General features: G+C 61.9%; 19 protein-coding genes. 12 read left to right on the top strand and 7 right to left on the bottom strand.

From position 1 onward, the window contains the following. Positions 1-68 precede the first annotated feature (68 nt). Positions 69-635: a DUF3299 domain-containing protein gene (locus NKH02_RS02820; protein ID WP_352876200.1), complete on the top strand. Its 567-nt coding sequence runs from the start codon at positions 69-71 to the stop codon at positions 633-635. 27 nt (positions 636-662) lie between these two features. Here NKH02_RS02820 and NKH02_RS02815 read toward each other — a convergent pair whose 3' ends face one another. From NKH02_RS02815 to NKH02_RS02800, 4 genes are all read right to left on the bottom strand, one after another. Further along, positions 663-1,154: an Lrp/AsnC family transcriptional regulator gene (locus tag NKH02_RS02815; protein ID WP_006205209.1), complete on the bottom strand. Its 492-nt coding sequence runs from the start codon at positions 1,152-1,154 to the stop codon at positions 663-665. A 205-nt stretch (positions 1,155-1,359) separates the two neighbouring features. After that, complete coding sequence (locus NKH02_RS02810; RefSeq protein WP_352876197.1) at positions 1,360-2,040, bottom strand: uracil-DNA glycosylase family protein; 681 nt, start codon at positions 2,038-2,040, stop codon at positions 1,360-1,362. Next, positions 1,980-2,591, bottom strand: a complete 612-nt coding sequence (locus tag NKH02_RS02805) for a glutathione S-transferase (RefSeq protein WP_352876196.1) — start codon at positions 2,589-2,591, stop codon at positions 1,980-1,982. Before NKH02_RS02805 ends, NKH02_RS02810 begins: the two co-directional genes overlap by 61 nt. Before the next feature lie 44 nt (positions 2,592-2,635). Beyond that, the gene (locus NKH02_RS02800) at positions 2,636-3,256 is read right to left on the bottom strand and encodes a thermonuclease family protein (protein ID WP_352876193.1); all 621 of its coding nucleotides are present in this window, start codon (positions 3,254-3,256) and stop codon (positions 2,636-2,638) included. 74 nt (positions 3,257-3,330) lie between these two features. On the opposite strand from NKH02_RS02800, the gene NKH02_RS02795 reads away from it, so the two are divergent. Further along, positions 3,331-4,854, top strand: a complete 1,524-nt coding sequence (locus tag NKH02_RS02795; protein ID WP_352873081.1) for a sensor histidine kinase — start codon at positions 3,331-3,333, stop codon at positions 4,852-4,854. Between the two features lie 34 nt (positions 4,855-4,888). Here NKH02_RS02795 and NKH02_RS02790 read toward each other — a convergent pair whose 3' ends face one another. Beyond that, complete coding sequence (locus tag NKH02_RS02790; protein ID WP_352876407.1) at positions 4,889-5,887, bottom strand: nicotinate-nucleotide--dimethylbenzimidazole phosphoribosyltransferase; 999 nt, start codon at positions 5,885-5,887, stop codon at positions 4,889-4,891. Between the two features lie 196 nt (positions 5,888-6,083). Here NKH02_RS02790 and NKH02_RS02785 point away from each other — a divergent pair, with 196 nt between their 5' ends. Together NKH02_RS02785 and NKH02_RS02780 are read left to right on the top strand one after the other, a co-directional pair. After that, positions 6,084-6,317: a DUF1289 domain-containing protein gene (locus NKH02_RS02785; protein WP_352876191.1), complete on the top strand. Its 234-nt coding sequence runs from the start codon at positions 6,084-6,086 to the stop codon at positions 6,315-6,317. Between the two features lie 7 nt (positions 6,318-6,324). After that, the gene (locus NKH02_RS02780; protein WP_352876188.1) at positions 6,325-7,029 is read left to right on the top strand and encodes a TIGR02281 family clan AA aspartic protease; all 705 of its coding nucleotides are present in this window, start codon (positions 6,325-6,327) and stop codon (positions 7,027-7,029) included. Between the two features lie 16 nt (positions 7,030-7,045). On the opposite strand, the gene dusA is transcribed toward NKH02_RS02780, so the two are convergent. After that, complete coding sequence (gene dusA / locus NKH02_RS02775; RefSeq protein ID WP_352876186.1) at positions 7,046-8,044, bottom strand: tRNA dihydrouridine(20/20a) synthase DusA; 999 nt, start codon at positions 8,042-8,044, stop codon at positions 7,046-7,048. Positions 8,045-8,091: 47 nt separating this feature from the next. Beyond that, on the bottom strand, positions 8,092-8,295 hold the full coding sequence (locus NKH02_RS02770; protein WP_352876183.1) for a hypothetical protein: 204 nt from the start codon (positions 8,293-8,295) through the stop codon (positions 8,092-8,094). A 103-nt stretch (positions 8,296-8,398) separates the two neighbouring features. Between NKH02_RS02770 and NKH02_RS02765 the strand changes: the two genes are divergently transcribed. From NKH02_RS02765 to hemN, 8 genes are all read left to right on the top strand, one after another. Then, complete coding sequence (locus NKH02_RS02765; protein WP_352876180.1) at positions 8,399-9,139, top strand: ATP-binding cassette domain-containing protein; 741 nt, start codon at positions 8,399-8,401, stop codon at positions 9,137-9,139. 55 nt (positions 9,140-9,194) lie between these two features. After that, a complete protein-coding gene (locus NKH02_RS02760; protein ID WP_352873088.1) occupies positions 9,195-10,256 on the top strand; it encodes an ABC transporter permease in 1,062 nt (353 codons plus the stop codon). A gap of 56 nt (positions 10,257-10,312) precedes the next feature. Continuing rightward, complete coding sequence (locus NKH02_RS02755) at positions 10,313-11,317, top strand: sugar-binding protein (RefSeq protein WP_352876178.1); 1,005 nt, start codon at positions 10,313-10,315, stop codon at positions 11,315-11,317. Positions 11,318-11,410: 93 nt separating this feature from the next. Then, entirely contained in the window at positions 11,411-12,160 is a 750-nt protein-coding gene (locus tag NKH02_RS02750) for an SDR family NAD(P)-dependent oxidoreductase (protein ID WP_352876176.1), read from the top strand. A gap of 1,482 nt (positions 12,161-13,642) precedes the next feature. Beyond that, the gene (locus NKH02_RS02745; RefSeq protein WP_352876173.1) at positions 13,643-14,611 is read left to right on the top strand and encodes a GAF domain-containing protein; all 969 of its coding nucleotides are present in this window, start codon (positions 13,643-13,645) and stop codon (positions 14,609-14,611) included. A gap of 146 nt (positions 14,612-14,757) precedes the next feature. Beyond that, positions 14,758-16,275: an aldehyde dehydrogenase gene (gene adh, locus NKH02_RS02740; RefSeq protein ID WP_352876170.1), complete on the top strand. Its 1,518-nt coding sequence runs from the start codon at positions 14,758-14,760 to the stop codon at positions 16,273-16,275. Between the two features lie 67 nt (positions 16,276-16,342). Then, positions 16,343-16,687 carry a DUF779 domain-containing protein gene (locus tag NKH02_RS02735; protein WP_352876167.1) on the top strand — a complete coding sequence of 115 codons (345 nt, stop codon included), beginning with the start codon at positions 16,343-16,345 and terminating at the stop codon, positions 16,685-16,687. 159 nt (positions 16,688-16,846) lie between these two features. Continuing rightward, positions 16,847-18,199 carry an oxygen-independent coproporphyrinogen III oxidase gene (gene hemN, locus NKH02_RS02730; protein WP_352876164.1) on the top strand — a complete coding sequence of 451 codons (1,353 nt, stop codon included), beginning with the start codon at positions 16,847-16,849 and terminating at the stop codon, positions 18,197-18,199. Positions 18,200-18,211: the final 12 nt, after the last annotated feature.

The following is an 18,211-nucleotide window of genomic DNA, read 5'->3' as shown; positions in this document are numbered from 1 at the left end:
GCAAAAATGCTCTCGAATCACGACGGTTTGACTCGATCCGGGCAGCAGGTTGGCGAAGAATGGAGCCCATGAACAATCGCTTGAAATCAGGTGTGATCCTGGCTGCCGCATTTGGCGTTTCCATCGGCCAGGCCTCGGCCGAGACCGCGCATATATTCTGGAAGGATCTGCGCCCGGCTGCGCAAGCAGCCGCCGAAAATGTCGGGCTGCCGATGATCGCGGCAAAATTGCCGGACCACGGCGAGACGCTGTCCCTCGATCTGCAGGACAAAAGCATTCAGTTGGCCGGCTATGCATTGCCCGTCGATCGCGACGGCGACCTTGTCTATCAGTTCCTGCTGGTGCCGTGGACGGGTGCCTGCAGCCACATGCCGACGCCGCCGCCCAACCAGATCGTATTGGTCACGCCTGCTCGCCCCTACAAGATGTCGGAAGCTTATCAGCCGGTCGCGGTCACCGGTGCGCTGAAGCCGGAGATGGAGAAGAGCCAGCTGTTCATTCTCGACGGCGTCAGCGTCGTCCAGTCGGGCTACAGCGTCCGCAAGGCAGAGGTCGTCGCTGCCGACAGCGTGTCGGACACCGTCACGCTGCCAGTAAATTCGCCCTGGAGTTTCCTCAACAAAAAGAAAGATTAAGCGGGAGAACCTTGCGCAAGGGTCAGCTCAGGCGGCGTTGGCGCCCGACTCCTTGTCCAGCACCATGTAGTCAAGCGGGATTTCGGTGGTGTACTTGATCTGCTCCATGGCGAAGGACGACGACACGTCACGGATTTCGATCTTGGCGATCAGCCGCTTGTAGAACGCATCATAGGCGGCGATGTCCGGCACCACGACGCGCAGGAGATAGTCGACGTCGCCGCTCATGCGGTAGAACTCGACCACCTCGGGAAACTCCTGGATGACTTCCGAGAAGCGCCTCAGCCACTCATGACTATGCGAATTGGTGCGGATCGACACGAAGACGGTGACGCGCACATTGACCTTTTCATGGTCGAGAATGGCGACACGCCGCTTGATGACGCCCTCTTCCTCGAGCTTCTGGATGCGCCGCCAGCAAGGCGTCGTCGACAGCCCGACTTTCTTGGCGACATCGGCGACCGCGAGTGTCGCGTCCTCCTGCAACAGGCGGAGAATTTTTCTATCGAGGCGATCCATCGAGTGCTCCCTGGTGCATGTCGCCCAAAAGTGCGTAGCGGTTTTGGGATAACGACATGCGTAAAACAAAAATTCAAAGCGCGTCGCGTGCCCTCGGGCGCGACGCGCTTGGGAATAGATTGGCTATATTCCCCCCTATTTCGACCTTTCACAAGAAAGAAATTCTGCCAATAGGGCGAAAAACGAGTGATTTCTTGCCGAAAGGTCAACCAAGGCGATAGTGGATTTCCGACCGCAGGAAAGGCAGCAAATCCATTTCAAACCAGGGATTCTTCTTTAGCCAGCCGGTGTTGCGCCATGACGGATGCGGCAGCGGCAGCACTTTCGGGCCGATGGAATTCTCCCAGAGGGCCCGCCAGTCCATCACCGTTTGCGTCAACGAGGGCCGGCGCTCGGCACCCATGTGCCAAGACTGTGCATAGATGCCGATCGTCAGCACCAAGTCGATCCGTGGCATCAGAGCCATCAAGGGCGCGCGCCAGGCCGGCGCGCATTCACGCCTCGGCGGCAGGTCTCCGCCCTTGGCATCCTGGCCGGGAAAGCAGAAACCCATCGGCACGATGGCGAACTTTTCGATGTCGTAGAATTCGTCGCTTGTCACGCCCAGCCAACTGCGCAAGCGGTCGCCGGAGGCATCGGTGAACGGCATGCCCGACAGATGCACCTTGGTCCCCGGCGCCTGGCTGGCGATCAGGATACGGGCGCTGGACGAGGGTCGCAGCACCGGCCGAGGTTCGTGCGGCAACGGCTTGCCGACTGGGTTTTCCACGCAGATGCGGCAAGCGCGAATCTGGGCGGTGAGGCAGTCGAGTTCGACAGTCATTTTCAGGCCGATGCGCTCGGACGGCTGGAGACGGCCTGGTGCCAGCGCAGCACATTGGTGCATTCATCCGGTACCCTGATGCGTGCCGGCTTCATGAAATCGACGGCGATAAGCCCGGTGATGTCGGCGATCGAATAGCTGTCACCGGCGATGAATTCTCGATTGCCCAACTCAACGTCCAACAATTTAAGGAACTGCACGGCCTTCGGCTTGTTGGCCTCGCCCCATTCGGGGATCTGCGGGATTTCCCATTCCTTCATGGCCGGATGGATGTGGCGAAACGCCTGCGCGACGCAGCTGAGCAGATTGAACTCCATCCGTCGCTGCCACATCTCGACCTGCGCCTTGCCGAGTGCGCCACGACCGAATAGGGCTGGCTCGGGATGCAGTTCCTCGAAATAGCGGCAGATGGCGACGGATTCGGTGATGATGGTGCCGTCGTCGAGCTCCAGCACCGGCAGGCGTTGCAAAGGGTTGCGAGAGCTGATCGCCTGTTGTCTGTGCTCGAGAGCACCCATGTCGACGGCTACCTGCGGAACCATAATGCCTTTCTCGGTCAGGAAAACGCGGACCCGTCGTGGATTGGGCGCCCGGCCACCGTCGAAGAGCTTCATCTCCATCCTCCCATTTCGTTCGCGGTCCAGTTACAGGATGCGGATCACCAGAAGCGAAAAATCTCGCGCGCGGCGTCGCCGATTGACGCCAGCGTACCATGTTTCCTCTCGACGACTTCGCCGTGATGGCTGTCGCGCCAGTCCTGCGGCTGGTCGAACGTTCCCGCCCAGATGCCTGCCTTTCCTGCGCGCGCGATGGCTTCCTCGCTCTCGAAGTCGCCATAGGCAACCGCCCAGCCCGCTTCCACCTGCGCCCGGTTGAGGTCCTTGCCGCCGGCGGTGCAGTTGCCGAGCAGCCGGCCATAGCGGTCACGCTGCCAGCCGGTACAGGAGACTGGCTTGCCGGCGATCAGGCGCACCAGCGACTGGCGCGCAAGCGTGCCGCAGGGATAGTCGGCGCCGTTCCTGCGGCAGGTCTGCGTATATTCCGGAGCGTCGATGCCGCGCATGCGGATGCGCTCGGCACCAAGCGTGATCGAATCGCCGTCATTGATGATAGCCGCACCTTCCGTCTTGCGGGTTTCCACGCGGTCGAGGCGGGCCGCCAGCAGGATCAGCAGCCCGAGAATGATGGCGGTAAGCCCGTAATCCAACAGCCGGCGCCACAGGCTTCGGGGTCGCGCAAAGTATGGTCGGCGCCGCCTTGGCGACCACGGACGGCTCATATGGCAAACGGTTGGTTAATCATTCGAACGTAGCTTAACACTTGGAAACCGCTGCTCGCATAATTGAAGTTTTGATGCCCTTGCAACGCTCGAACACAGCGGACAAGTTCATTGTGGACCGCAGGAAACCTCATCGCAACAGCGATGTGGCACGCGCGGTACGCAAGACGCGTGACCGTCTTTCGCAGCAGGCCGGCAATCCCGATTTCGATCGCGAACTTCTGAAACTCCACGCCCGGGCGATGACCAGCGGCGCAATCGCCGTCCCGCTTCTCGTTCTGGTGATCGCGGCGGGTGGCCGGCTGGCCGGCGTCGGCAACGAGATCGGCCTCTGGGCGCTGTTCACGCTGACCTGCTACACCATCGTCGCCTTCATGGCGCGGCGCATCGAGCGTACTGAAGCTTCCGAGCTCAACCCTTTGCAAACACGACGAGAATTCCTGATTGGCCATTTCTTGTGCGGTCTAGGCTGGGCATGGTTCGTCTGGCTTGGCTGCAACGTCTGCGAGGTCGACCCGCTCCACATCGTCAAGGCCGTGGTGCTGCTGTTCGCCATGGCGGCGACCGCGGTGATGACCTCGTCCCTGCGCGGAGCGCTGTTGGCGACGTTTGCCGTTCCGGTGGCGCTCTACGCCTATGGCGGCGTCAAGCTGTGGATGCCGATTGAGGTGATCATGGCCGGGCTGCTGGTCGTGTCGCTGCCCTTCTTCGCCTATGTCGCCCGTCACCTCAACCGCTCGTCCCTCATGATGCTGTCGTTCCGCTCCGAAAAGGATGCGTTGGTCGCCGAACTGGAGACAGCGAAATCGATGTCGGACGAGGCGCGACGCCGGGCGGAAGACGCCAATCTGGCGAAATCGCGGTTCCTTGCTTCGATGAGCCACGAACTGCGCACACCGCTCAATGCCATTCTCGGTTTTTCCGAGGTGATGTCGAACGAGGTGCTGGGACCGATGAGCAACCCCACCTATCGTGACTACGCCCACGACGTGCACGAATCCGGCCAGCATCTGCTCGACCTGATCAATGAGATCCTCGACCTGTCGCGCATCGAGGCTGGCCGCTACCAGCTCAATGAAGAGCCCTTGATGCTGCTCGGTATCGTCGAGGATTGCTGCCACATGATGGAGCTGAGGGCGCGCAATAAGGATATACGCGTCATCCAGGATTTCGAGCATGAATTGCCACGCTTGTTCGCCGATGAGCGGGCGGTGCGGCAGATCACGCTCAACCTACTGTCGAATGCCATCAAGTTCACCGCCACCGGTGGCGAAATTCGTGTCCGCGTCGGCTGGACGGCGGGCGGCGGGCAGTACATTTCGATCAAGGACAATGGGCCCGGCATACCGGAAGACGAGATTCCGATTGTGCTTTCCGCCTTCGGCCAAGGCTCGATCGCCATCAAGAGCGCCGAGCAAGGAACCGGCCTTGGCCTGCCGATCGTGCAAGGGCTGCTCGCCATGCATGGCGGCGAGTTCGAACTTCATTCCAAGCTGCGCGAAGGGACAGAGGCGATCGCCATATTCCCGCTGAGCCGGGTAATGGAGGAATTGCCGGCGCTGCCGACCGCGACGGTAGCAGCAGCTCGGCGGCGATAAGTCGAAAGCTGTCGAGATGCAATGTGCCGGTTTCTTAGCTGCGCACCGCAGCCGCCATGCCCGAGCTGGTCAGCGCGGCGGCCTTGACCAGACCCGCGGCAAGGGCGGCCCCTGCCCCTTCGCCATGGCTGATGCCAAAATCAAGCAACGGGCGCAGGCCGAGGCGTTGAGCAGCCCGGGCGTGTGCGGGCTCTGGCGACAGACTGGCCAGCAGGCAATGGTCGAGCGCGGCGGAATTGGCGGCTTGCAGCACCGCCGCGGCGGCCGTCGCCGCGAGCCCGTCGAGCAGCACCGGGATCTTCTGCATGCGCGCGGCAAGGATGGCGCCGGCAATCGCCGCGAACTCACGACCGCCGACCCGGCGCAGCACCTCGAGCGGGTCGCCGAGGTGGCCGGCGTGAAAGGCCAGCGCCGCATCGACCACGTCTGCCTTGCGTGCCTGCATCGTCGCATCGGCGCCCGACCCCGGGCCGACCCAGTTGACGCCCTTGCCCCCGAACAGCGCCGCAAACAGAGCAGCAGCGACCGTGGAGTTGCCGACGCCGAGATCGCCTAGGCAAAGCAGATCGGTACCGCCGGCGATCGCTTCCATGCCGAAGGCCATGGTGGCGGCGCAGCCGCGCTCGTCGAGCGCGGCATGACAGGTGATGTCGGCGGTCGGAATGTGCAGGGCAAGATCGAAGACCTTCAGCCCGAGATCGTTGGCAATGCAGATCTGATTGATCGCAGCACCTCCGGCCGCGCAAAGTTCGACCGCGTTGGCGGTCGCCGCCACCGGGCGCGGCGAAATGCCGTGGCGTGTGGCGCCATGGTTGCCGGCAAAGACCGCCATCAGCGGTCTTGTCACGGCTGGCGGAGTTCGCCCGCTCCAGGCCGCCAGCCACGCGGCGATGTCCTCGATGCGGCCGAGCGAATTGCCTGATTTGTCGGCCTTGGCGAACAGCGTGCGCACGCGGGCCTCGGCTGTCGTGTCGGCCGCCGGCAGATTGGCCAGCAGGTTGCGGAAATCGTCGAAAGGCAGCGCGCTGGTCATCTCGTTGGCGATCATTCCCTGGAGTAGGTGAGCGGCATAGCCGCCTTGCGTCGTCGGCACAACCTCCTGGATCATGGTCCTGAAATTGCCGCAAAGCTGGCCGCGAAGGGCGCAATCGCGAGGGCTTGCATTGGCTCCGCGGTTGCACCATGTGGAGATGGAGCGAGGATTCCGGACGGAACCTCAAGAGAAAGTCATGACGGCCATCGAATCCCCGTGCATCCTGGTCTGTTCGATCGACATGAAAACCGGCTTTTGTTTCGGGTGCGGTCGCACGCGTGAGGAAATCGGCGCCTGGATCGGGATGACGCCGGAAACGCGCCGCAGCGTCATGGCCGAATTGCCGGCCCGGCTGGAAACGATCGAGCGCCGGCCGCGCCGGGAAACGCGCCGCAACCGGATGGCGCGCGAGCGCGACGCGCTTTCGTGAGGTGCTAATGAGCCGGCTGTTCTGGATCCTGATGGCTGCGATCGGGGTGGGAGCAGTCCTGCTCATGCTCAACGATTCCGCCGGCAGCACGCTCGGTGTCGAGAATTACGATTTCAGCCGGCTGATCTGGCTCGGCGCCTTTGGCGCCCTGATCGGCGCCGGCCTGCTTCGCTCGGGCCGGCCATTGGGCGCCATGGCCCGCAACCTCAGCGCCTGGGCGGCCATCGTGCTCGCGCTGATCGCCGGCTATCAATACCGCTATGAACTGCAGGATGTCGCCAGCCGCGTGACGGCAGGCCTGGTTCCCGGCAGCCCGCTGGCGCTCGGCGTCGAAGACGGTCACGCCACGGTGACGCTCGACAAGGCGGACAACGGCCATTTCGAAGCGCGTATCCTGATCAATGGCAACCCGGTTCGAGCCATTGTCGATACCGGCGCGACCAGCACCGTCCTGACGTCCGAAGACGCGCAGGCCGCCGGATTCAATCCAGCGGCGCTCCACTACACCATTTCGGTTTCGACCGCCAACGGCGTGGCACGCGCGGCGGCCGTGAAAACCGATCAGATTGCGATCGGCGGCATCATGCGCAGGGACATGCCGGTGATGATCGCCGCACCCGGTATGCTCAGCCAAAGCCTGCTTGGCATGAATTTCATCGGCTCGCTGTCGGGCTTCGATGTGCGCGGCGACCGCATGATCCTCAGGGATTGAGCTCCGGCTCCCAGACTCAGGCCGCTTCGGCCGCCACTCCACTGAGTTCGACCGCCGCGAAAGCCGTCTTCAGCACATCTTGTCCGGCGCCGGGCCGGGTCGCGTCGGTGGACAGGATCTGGCGGTAGCGGCGCGCACCGGGCAGTCCGTGGAACAGCCCGACCATATGGCGGGTGACGTGGCCAAGCCGCCCGCCCTGCTCGATATGACGTGCCGCATAGTCCGCCATGATATCGATCAGCGCCGCGAAATCGAACGCCCCGGGCTTGGCGCCGTAGAAGGCGGCATCGACGTCGGCCAGAATGCCGGGCGTGTGGTAGGCGGCGCGGCCAAGCATGGCGCCGTCGACATGATCGAGATGCTCCCGCGCCTCTTCGATCGATTGAATGCCGCCATTGATGCCGATGAATTCGTTGCGTTTTCTGGCCTTCAGCCGATAGACGCGGCCATAGTCGAGCGGCGGGATGTCACGGTTTTCCTTGGGACTCAGCCCTTCCAGCCACGCCTTGCGCGCATGCACCCACAGCGCGTCGGCGCCGGCATCGAAAACACCATCCGCCAGCGCATCGAGGGCCGGCTCCGGATCCTGCTCGTCGACGCCGATGCGGCATTTGACGGTGACGGGAATTGTCACCGCCGCTTTCATAGCCGCGACACAGGCGGCGACGAGGTCGGGCGCCTTCATCAGGCAGGCGCCGAACGTACCCGACTGAACACGGTCCGACGGACAGCCGACATTGAGATTGATCTCGTCATAGCCAAAGGCCTCGCCGATGCGCGCCGCTTCGACAAGCTTGCGTGGATCCGAACCGCCGAGCTGCAGGGCAACCGGGTGTTCCGTCTCATCGAAGCCGAGAAGTCGCTCACGCGCACCATGGATGACGGCGTCGGCCACCACCATCTCGGTGTAGAGCAGCGCATGGCTCGTCAACTGGCGATGGAAGAACCGGCAATGCCGGTCAGTCCAATCCATCATGGGTGCCACGGCCACTCTATGCTCTTGATTTATCGCCATTTTTTCTTAAACATCAAATCGTTATAACCTGCCGAGTGCACACGAATTTACGCCAGAATACGACCCTTTTCGCAGCGTCCCGTATAGCGCGCCTGAAAATCTTCGGCGAACTCATCGACCTTCATATCGACGACATGTGCGATGTAGGCAAGTCCCCTCGCCGCTCCAAGGCCGCAGCCCTCGATATGCTCCAAAGACATCTGGGGAAGTGCAACATCGCGGCCCTTCGTGCAGCAGAGGGAGATTGCCATCCGATAACGCCGATCTAATAATCATTGTGTTGAATGCGTTTCGCTGATTAGCTGCCTTGCATTAACACCGGACAAAATTGGCAATTGTCCGGGGAGGACCGCGATGCCGGTGCTTGAGGTTCGTCACGTTTCCAAGAATTTTGGAGCCATCCAGGCCCTGACGGACGTCAGCTTCCAGGTGGAGCGGGGTGAAGTCGTGGGTCTGATGGGGGACAACGGCGCCGGCAAGTCAACGATAGTCAAGACAGTGGCCGGGAATTTTCCGCCGAACGACGGCGAAATTGTCGTGGACGGCGAGATTTGTCACTTCCATAAACCCGTTCAGGCCCGTGCCAAGGGAATTGAAGTCGTCTATCAGGACCTGGCGCTCGCGGATAATCTGACGGCCGCGCAAAATGTCTTTCTTGGCCGCGAACTGAAGAAGGGCTTCTGGCCGATCAGGGTGCTCGACAAACAGGCGATGATCGACCGGTCGGCAGCGCTGTTCAGGGAACTCAAATCGGAAACCCGGCCGCGCGACCTCGTCAGGAAGATGTCGGGTGGGCAGCGCCAGGCGGTAGCCATCGCGCGGACCCGGCTTTCAAACGCCAAGCTGGTGTTGATGGACGAACCGACCGCCGCCATCTCGGTGCGCCAGGTGGCAGAGGTGCTCGAATTGATCCGGCGCCTCAAAGCGCAAGGTGTCGGCGTCATGTTGATCAGCCACCGCATGCCTGATGTTTTCGCCGTTGCAGATCGTATCATTGTGCTCAGGCGAGGTTCGAAGGTTGCCGACAAGGATGCCGGCAATACGTCGCCCGAGGAGATCACCGGACTGATAACGGGGGCCATTCGTGGCGAATAGTGCTCGGGAGTCGGTTAGTGTTAGGAGGTCGGCCCCGGAAATCGGCCGACCGGCCATGTCGGACTTTGTCCCGACCAAGGAAAAGACGGCGCTTCAACATGTATTTTCAAGTCAGCCGTTCTGGGTGACGATCGCGCTCATTGCCCTCGTCACCTTGATGACGATCATGGAGCCGAGCTTCGGCACCTCCGAAAACGCCGCCAACGTCACGCGCAACTTCGCACCTTTCGGCATCATGGCGCTCGGCATGACGGTGGTGATCATCACCGGCGGCATCGATCTGTCGGTTGGCTCGATCATGGGCCTGGTGGTCATCGTCGCTGGCCTTTTCCTGACCTGGCACTATCCCTGGTACATTGCATTCGCCGTCGGCCTTTTCTCCGGTATGGCGTGCGGCGCGGTCAACGGATTCTTCGTCGCCTATGTCGGAATGCCGTCCTTTGTCGTCACCCTCGGCATGCTATCCGCGGCGCGTTCGCTGGCGGTCGTATTCTCCGCCAACCAGATGCTCTACCAATTCGGGCCCGATGCTCCGATCGTAAAGGCGATCGGCCAGGCGAGATGGCCGCTGCATGGACCGCAGGATTGGGCACCGCACTGGATACCAGAACTGTCATCGCAGTTCTGGACCATGGTGATTCTGGCCCTGATCGTCGGTTTCGTCTTCAATTTCACCGCCTGGGCCCGACATCTCTTCGCCATCGGCGGCAATGAGGAGGCGGCGCGGCTCACCGGCGTGCCGGTCGACTGGATCAAATTCGAGGCCTATGTCTTCTCGGCCTTCACCGCTTCGGTCGCCTCACTCCTGCTCCTCGGCTACAACGGCTCGGCCATCAATGCCATGGGCCAGGGGTACGAGTTGCGCGTGATTGCCGCGACGGTCATCGGCGGAGCCAGCCTTATGGGCGGAGCCGGCACGGCCTTCGGCGCGATCATCGGTTCAGCGTTCCTCGAAGTGATCAGGAATGCGCTGCTGATGGCCGGCATCGATTCAAATTGGCAAGGCGCCTTCGTCGGCGGCTTCATCGTTCTCGCGGTTCTTTTGGGCATGCAAACCGGCGGCAAATCGATTCTCGCCGCTTGGCTGGCAGCCTTGATGCCCAAAAAAAGCCGCTAGAAAACCCCCGCCGGCGGGAGGCCTACGGGGCATTTCAGCTAGGAGGAGAACGTCAAATGAAAAAAAGTCTGCTGATGGCGACCGTGGCGCTTGGCGCAATGGTGCTCGCCGTGTCCGGTGCCCAGGCGAAATATACCTTCGCCCTGGTACCGAAGAACATGAACAATCCTTTCTTCGACCAAGCACGCGACGGCTGCAAGAAGGCCGAAGCCGAATCGAAGGGCGCCTTGGAATGCATGTATATTGGCCCCGGCGAGCATGGCGGCGGCGACGAGCAGGTGCAGATCGTGCAGGATCTCGTGGCCAAGAAGGTGGACGGCATTGCCGTGTCGCCATCGAACGCCGCGGCGATGGCGGTTGCGCTGCAGGCCGCAAAGGAAGCCGGCATCCCGGTCCTCACCTGGGACTCCGACCTGCTGCCCGAAAACAAGGATCTTCGCGTCGCTTATATCGGCACCCACAATTATGAGATCGGCGTGAACCTTGCCAAGCTTGCCATGCAGGTCAAGCCTAAAGGCGGCACGATCTGCATCCAGTCGGGCGGCGCGGCGGCGGCCAACCATAATGAACGCATGCAGGGCATTCGCGATACGCTTTCGGGCACCAAATCGGCGGCCTCGCCCGGGGACCGGCTGACGGGCCAGAATGGCTGGACCGAAATCGAAGGCTGTCCGCTCTACACCAACGATGATTTCCCGCTTTCGGTGCAGCAGTTTGAGGACATCATGGCGAAAAATCCGAACCTCGACGCATTCATCCCAACGGGTGGCTTCCCGCAGTTCATTCCTGATGCCAACCGCGCCGCAGTCGCACCGTACAAGGACAAGATTGCCTCGAAAGCGCTGGCCCTTGTCGTCGCCGACACGCTTCCCGTGCAGATCGACCAGATGAAGGAAGGGCTTTCGCTTGGCCAGGTCGGCCAACGGCCGTTCGAAATGGGCTACAAGACTATGATGGCACTGAAGGACATGAAGGACGGCAAGGCGCCCCCGGCTGACCCGACCTACACAGGCCTCGACGTCTGCACGCCGCAGACGGCCGATACCTGCGTCGCCAAATAGTGCGTTCGGGCGGGAGGAAACTCCCGCCCTTTCATTGGAGCGAGGTGCGGTTAGACTGCTGCATTGTCATCTTATCTTGCTCCAGGGGTTTCAATGTCGGAAATGTTCTCGCTCAAGGGCCGGGTCGCATTGGTGACGGGTGCTTCGCGTGGCCTCGGCTTTGCCATGGCCAAGGCGCTTGCGGAAAACGGCGCAACGGTAATTGTCAATGCGCGCGACATGGACACCCTCTCCGCGGCGGCTGAAAAAATCGGAGCCGAAGCCCTGCCGTTCGATGTCGCGGACGCGGTGACCTCAAGGGCGGCCCTTGAAGGGATCGTCGAACGCCACGGCCGCCTCGATATCCTGATCAACAACGCCGGCATCCAGCATCGCAGCCCGTTGGTTGAATGGAAGGACGAGGACTTCGACCGCGTGATCGCGGTCAATCTTTCGGCCTGCTTCCGAATGATGCGCGAGGCGGTGCGCCTGATGCTGCCGAACAAATTCGGGCGCATCATAAACACTGGATCGGTTGCAGCGATCCTTGGCCGCCCCACCATTCACGCCTATGTGGCGGCAAAGGCGGGGTTGCATGGACTGACACGCTCGACTGCCGCCGAGATGGGCCGTCACGGCATCACCATCAACGCGATCGCTCCCGGCTATTTCGCCACCGAGCTCAACACCGAGCTCATCAACGACGAGGCCTTTACCAAATGGGTCGAGGCACGAACCCCTACTGGCCGCTGGGCTCAACCTGAGGAACTCAGCGGAGCGGTGGTGTTTCTCGCGTCCAACGCTGCCGCCTACGTCAACGGACATGTTTTGGTGGTCGACGGGGGTCTATCGGTCTCCCTCTGACCTGCGAACTGCCTTTGGCAGAATGATAGTCCAAGTAACAAATGGTTGATTTCATTGTGAAAGCATTGGGGCCGGACGCACCCGAACCCAAATGCACTTCGACCCGTTGTATTGCGCCACGGACCGCAGCGGAGGGCAGCTTTCAGGCACGGCCGATCGCAATCTGAACGTCGCGACGCAGGCCCACACCAGACATTCAGCAGCTGCCCTTCCGCGCGCCGGTCGTATTATCCCTTCCACATCGTCGATCGGAGAACAGTCTGCATATGCGCGCGAGGTCGAGCTCGCCGCGCCCCTCGTTCTTTAAAAGATATCGGGCCTTGGCCAGGCGATCCCTTTTCCCAACCGCAGCATAGCTGCAGATGGCGAGCAGCGCCCTCTCCTCCTCCCGACTGGCTTTGGCGGAGTCGCTTCTGCCACCGCCTATTTCGCGCAAGTCTTCGCCGAAGGACGAGTATGCTGTCTTGTGCACGTCAATCAGCATTCGCAATTTATTGGACGGTCCTGGATCTTGGCCCGGCGGCTCTGTGCCGACTGCAGTTCCCGCAACCGTCGAGGCGACGACTGCGCTGCCGGAGTGGATGAGCAAGGCGCGGCGGTTGATCCTAGACGTGGCGAACTCTCCATTTGCTTTGAGGGGCTATCGAAACGGTGACGTAACACCATCAGACCGTAACTCGCCGGTTTGCGCATTCGTGTCAGGATGGAAGGTCCCGTGTCAGCCGACAGCCACTGCGGCTGGGCGATGCGCAGCGCCCACATCGCGGACCGGATGCCGCCCGACAAGCCGCGATAGAAGCTTGGATCGGTGGCAGGCTTGTCGCGGCCTGGCGCTTCCCTTGAGGTTGTGACGCCTATGCATCCGAGTGCGGCGGGAGCACAAGCCGACAAGCCTGCGCTCGGCCGCCAGCCCAGCCGGTCTATCGGCGAGCCCGATCGCGCACAAGAGCCGGAAAGGCCGTTCATTGTCGACTGAGGTGATGACCTGACCACGTCATCGAGCGCCTGGCCGATATGGGCAAGATCATCATGAGCAAAGCGTATTCGGCATCGCTCGATAGGACTAGGCGATTGCTGTTGGATAGCGAGATCACGCTGTCCTGCCCAGATGAATACTCGCAAGCTTTTGGTCCTTCGCCGGTGCGTCTTGGTCCGCGGAACCGAGAAAACCCACCTCATGTCACCTTCTGGCGCATCGCGCGAAACTTTGCTCTCCATCAATGAATGCCAATCTGGTTTGAGTAGGCTGTCAGGACGTCAACCGAGCGGTTCGGTTCGACAGAGATGTTGGACATTCCCTCCGAGGACAACCATCGGTTCGGCCAAACATCGCGACCACGTTTGCCTTTCTAGTTCTTCCGACGAATTGACAATGTGAGGATCGAAAGCGGAAAACCAGGCGCGATCACAGCGTTGCCCCTGTCTTGAGGGAGACCGGGGCCAGAGACCGAAAGGAAAAAGTTGAGGGTCGGGAGGATAAGCATGGGCGAGGATCTATCCGGTCATCATGCCGACCGCATTCAGGCGGCGATCGCGTCGGACACGGCTGCGAAGTCCGCGCTGGTTGCCTCCTGGCGACGGTCTTCCAGCTTACATCGGCTCAATCCGACCGATTGCAGCCCCCCACGCTATTTGACAGAGGCGGAATTGGGAGAGGCACGGCAACGCATCGAGCCGCTCGTCCGGGCTGCTCAATCAAGCCTGGACCGGCTCTATCTTGCGGTGGGCGGCGTTGGATGCTGCGTCCTGCTCGCCGATCGCGACGGCGTGCCGGTCGAACGGCGCGGCGCGCCCGTGGATGACGAGACGTTTCATTCCTGGGGTCTGTGGACTGGCTCCGTCTGGAACGAGGAAAGCCAGGGCACCAATGGTATCGGTACCTGCCTGGTTGAACAGCGCGCGCTGACGATCCACCGCGACCAGCATTTTCATACGCGCAACACCGGGCTGAGTTGCACCACCGCTCCGATCCACGATCACCAAGGCGAGCTCGCGGCCGCGCTTGACGTGTCCTCCTGCCGGGCCGACCTCACCGAAGCCTTCGCCAATCTTATTTCGATGGCCGTGGTCGACGCGGCGCGTCGGATCGAGGCGGAGACCTTCAAGATGGCATTCCCCAAGGCGCGAATTCTGCTGGCGCCGGTGCCCGACAAGGGTTCCGGCGCGCTGATCGCCGTTGACGCGCACGGCCTCGTGGTCGGCGCGACACGTTCGGCTCGCCTGGCGCTTGGAATTACGCAACGGTGTTTCGACAAGCCGATGCCCGCGGCCGATCTGCTCGGCTGGGCCGAGAACGGCCCCGAAATCCTCGCCGAGGCGGAGCGTGGCGTCCTGCAGCGGGCGCTGGCGCGGGCAGACGGAAATGTCTCGGCCGCGGCCCAGGCGCTCGGCATCAGCCGCGCGACGCTTCACCGCAAGCTCAACCGCCTGGACGTCCACAGGTCTCACTGACCATTCGAATCCCCGCATGAGTGTCGCAATTCTGCGACACATCCCGTCCGCCCACTGTCCTCGGCGCAGTGACAATAGCGACGGGAGGTCGCAAGTCTCTTTCCGAAGCGTCGCAACCCGCGACGTCTGCTTTGGGAGGAAGACACATGAACAAGGTTGAATTTTCACGCCCGGTAAAGGCGCCCTTCGACAAGCGCTACGGCAATTTCATCGGCGGCAAATGGGCCGAGCCGCACGCCGGTCGCTACTTCGAGAACTTCTCGCCGGTGAACGGTCAGCTGCTGTGCGAGGTGGCGCGTTCGGATGCCCACGATATCGAGGCGGCCCTGGATGCGGCCCATGCCGCCAAGGACGCCTGGGGGCGCACCAGCGTGGCAGAGCGCTCGCTTATCCTCAACCGCATCGCCGACCGTATGGAGGAAAACCTCGATCTCCTCGCATGCGCCGAAACATGGGACAACGGCAAGCCGATCCGCGAAACGACTGCCGCCGATCTGCCGCTCGCCATTGACCATTTCCGCTATTTCGCCGGCGCCGTGCGCGGACAGGAAGGCAGCCTTTCACAGATCGACGACGACACCGTCGCCTATCATTTCCATGAGCCGCTCGGCGTGGTCGGCCAGATCATCCCCTGGAACTTCCCGCTGCTGATGGCATGCTGGAAGCTTGCTCCTGCACTTGCCGCCGGAAACTGCGTGGTACTGAAGCCTGCCGAGCAGACGCCGGCAGCCATCTTGCTGTGGGCCGATCTTATCGGCGATCTCCTGCCGCCGGGCGTGCTCAACATCGTCAACGGCTTCGGCCTCGAGGCTGGCAAGCCGCTCGCGTCCTCGCCGCGCATCGCCAAGATCGCCTTTACCGGCGAGACCACGACGGGCCGGCTGATCATGCAATATGCCAGCCAGAACCTGATCCCTGTCACGCTGGAACTGGGTGGGAAGTCGCCCAACATCTTCTTCAAGGACGTTGTCGCCGAAGATGACGACTTCTTCGACAAGGCGATCGAAGGCTTCGTCATGTTCGCGCTGAACCAGGGCGAAGTCTGTACCTGCCCAAGCCGCGCTCTCATCCATAAATCGATCTACGATACCTTCATGGAGCGTGCCCTCAAGCGCGTCGAGGCGATCGTGCAGGGCGATCCGCTCGATCCCGCAACGATGATCGGTGCCCAGGCCTCGTCCGAGCAGTTGGAAAAGATCCTGTCCTACATCGACATCGGCCGCCAGGAAGGCGCCGAGCTGCTGACCGGCGGCGAGCGCAATGTTCTGCCTGGTGATCTGGCCGGCGGCTACTACGTCAAGCCGACGGTGTTCAAGGGTCACAACAAGATGCGCATCTTCCAGGAAGAGATTTTCGGGCCGGTGGTTTCGGTAACGACCTTCAAGGACGACGACGAAGCGCTGGCAATCGCCAACGACACGCTCTACGGCCTCGGCGCCGGTGTCTGGACCCGTGACAGCAACCGCGCGTACCGCTTCGGCCGCGCGATCCAGGCCGGCCGCGTCTGGACCAACTGCTACCACGCCTATCCCGCGCATGCGGCCTTTGGCGGCTACAAGCAGTCCGGCATCGGCCGCGAGACGCACAAGATGATGCTCGATCACTACCAGCAGACCAAGAACATGCTGGTTAGCTACAGCCCGAAGAAGCTCGGCTTCTTCTGATCGCCGCTTTGACTCACTGGCGCGGCTCCGTGAGGGGCCGCGCCAAAGGCTGGAAATCGGAATCACCATGCGAGCGAAGGTCACAGCGACACCGGCAGCCCTTGAACTGATCGCCGAGATTGTTGCCGAGCACGGTCCGGTGCTGTTTCATCAATCCGGCGGCTGCTGTGACGGCTCTTCGCCCATGTGCTATCCGCGTGGCGGGTTCATCGTCGGCGACCAGGATGTGCTGCTCGGCCATATCGGCGACATGCCCTTCTATATAGGCGCTTCGCAATTCGAGGCCTGGAAGCATACCGATCTCATCATCGACGTTGTGCCTGGCCGCGGCGGCATGTTCTCGCTCGACAATGGACGCGAGAAGCGCTTCCTGACGCGGTCGACCATCTGCGTTATCCAGATGGCGACATGATGCTGTGATTGTCGGACGATCGGATTTTTGCCGGGCGCGAAGCCCGCCTTTTTCGGTCAGTTCGGGTTTGCGCAAAATTCGTGCGGATTGGCATAGAGCAAAGAGACGCGACCTCATTGCGGCTAGGAGTGGCCAAGCATCAATTGGCAGGAGAGCTCCGTGCAACCTTCAATTCTGGATAAATATGGCGAGGCGCGCCTGCCGCGCTATACAAGCTACCCGACGGCGCCGCGGTTCTCGTCGGCGGTAGGCGGCGACGCATATGGAAACTGGCTGGGGAACCTGCCAGCCAGCGATCCCGTATCGCTATACCTGCACATCCCGTTCTGCCGGTCGATGTGCTGGTACTGCGGTTGCCATACGACGATAACCCGGAAGGACCGCCCGATCCTCGACTACCTCGGCGTGGTAGGCGAAGAAATCAGCCTGGTTGGCGCGCGAGTTCCCAACCGCCTGCCGGTGGCCGAAGTACATTTCGGCGGCGGCACGCCAACTATAATTTCCCCTACGGAGTTCCATGCGCTGATGGCCCTTATGCGTCGGCATTTCGCATTTTCAGACCTGACGGGGATCGCCGTGGAGATCGACCCGCGCGGGCTTACGGCCGAAATGGCCGACGCGCTGGGCGTCGCTGGTGTCAGCCGGGCCAGCCTCGGCGTCCAGAGCTTCGATCCCGTGGTGCAGAAGGCGATCAACCGGATCCAGAGCGAGAAGCAGACTGCCGAGGCCGCCGACCGTCTTCGCGCCGCCGGTGTTGGTGGCATCAATTTCGATCTGATCTATGGCCTTCCGCACCAGACGGTGCAGTCTTGCGTCGACACTGCCAATGCGGCAATCGCCATGCTCCCGGATCGCCTTGCCGTGTTCGGCTACGCGCACATCCCGACGTTCAAGAAACACCAGAGGATGATCGACGAAAACGCCCTGCCCGATGCTGCGGCGCGCAACGACCAGGCCAAAGCGATTGCCGAGACGCTGGTCGCCGCGGGCTACAGGCAGATCGGCCTCGACCACTTCGCACTGCCTGGAGACGACCTCGTCGAGGCGCGGGAAGCGGGCCGGCTGAGACGCAACTTCCAAGGCTACACCACGGATAATTGCGATACGTTGATAGGTTTCGGCGCTTCGGCTATCGGCCGCATGAAAAACGGCTATGTACAGAACGAGGTGGCGTCGGGCCCCTATGCCCAGCAGATCGCCGGCGGGCGCCTGGCAACGGTCAAGGGTTATCGTCTGACCGAAGAGGACAGGGTACGGGCCGAGATCATCGAGCGTCTGATGTGCGATTTCAGCGCCGACATTCCGGCGATCTGCAAGGCGCACGGCTTCGAGCCCTCGCGGCTTCTCGACGGCAATGACAAGTTGACAGAACTCGAGGCCGACGGCGTGCTCGACGTTGCCGACGGCATGGTGCGCGTCAGCCAGGACCATCGCTTCGTCATCCGAGCGGTGGCCGCCGCCTTCGACGCCTATCTTGATCAGTCGAACCGCACACACAGCAAGGCGGCATAGTCGGCCGGACCG

The organism is Mesorhizobium sp. M1396 (assembly GCF_040317725.1).
GTDB lineage: Bacteria > Pseudomonadota > Alphaproteobacteria > Rhizobiales > Rhizobiaceae > Mesorhizobium.
The sequence above is the reverse complement of the archived record's forward strand: the minus strand, read 5'-3'. Positions and strand labels throughout refer to the sequence as shown.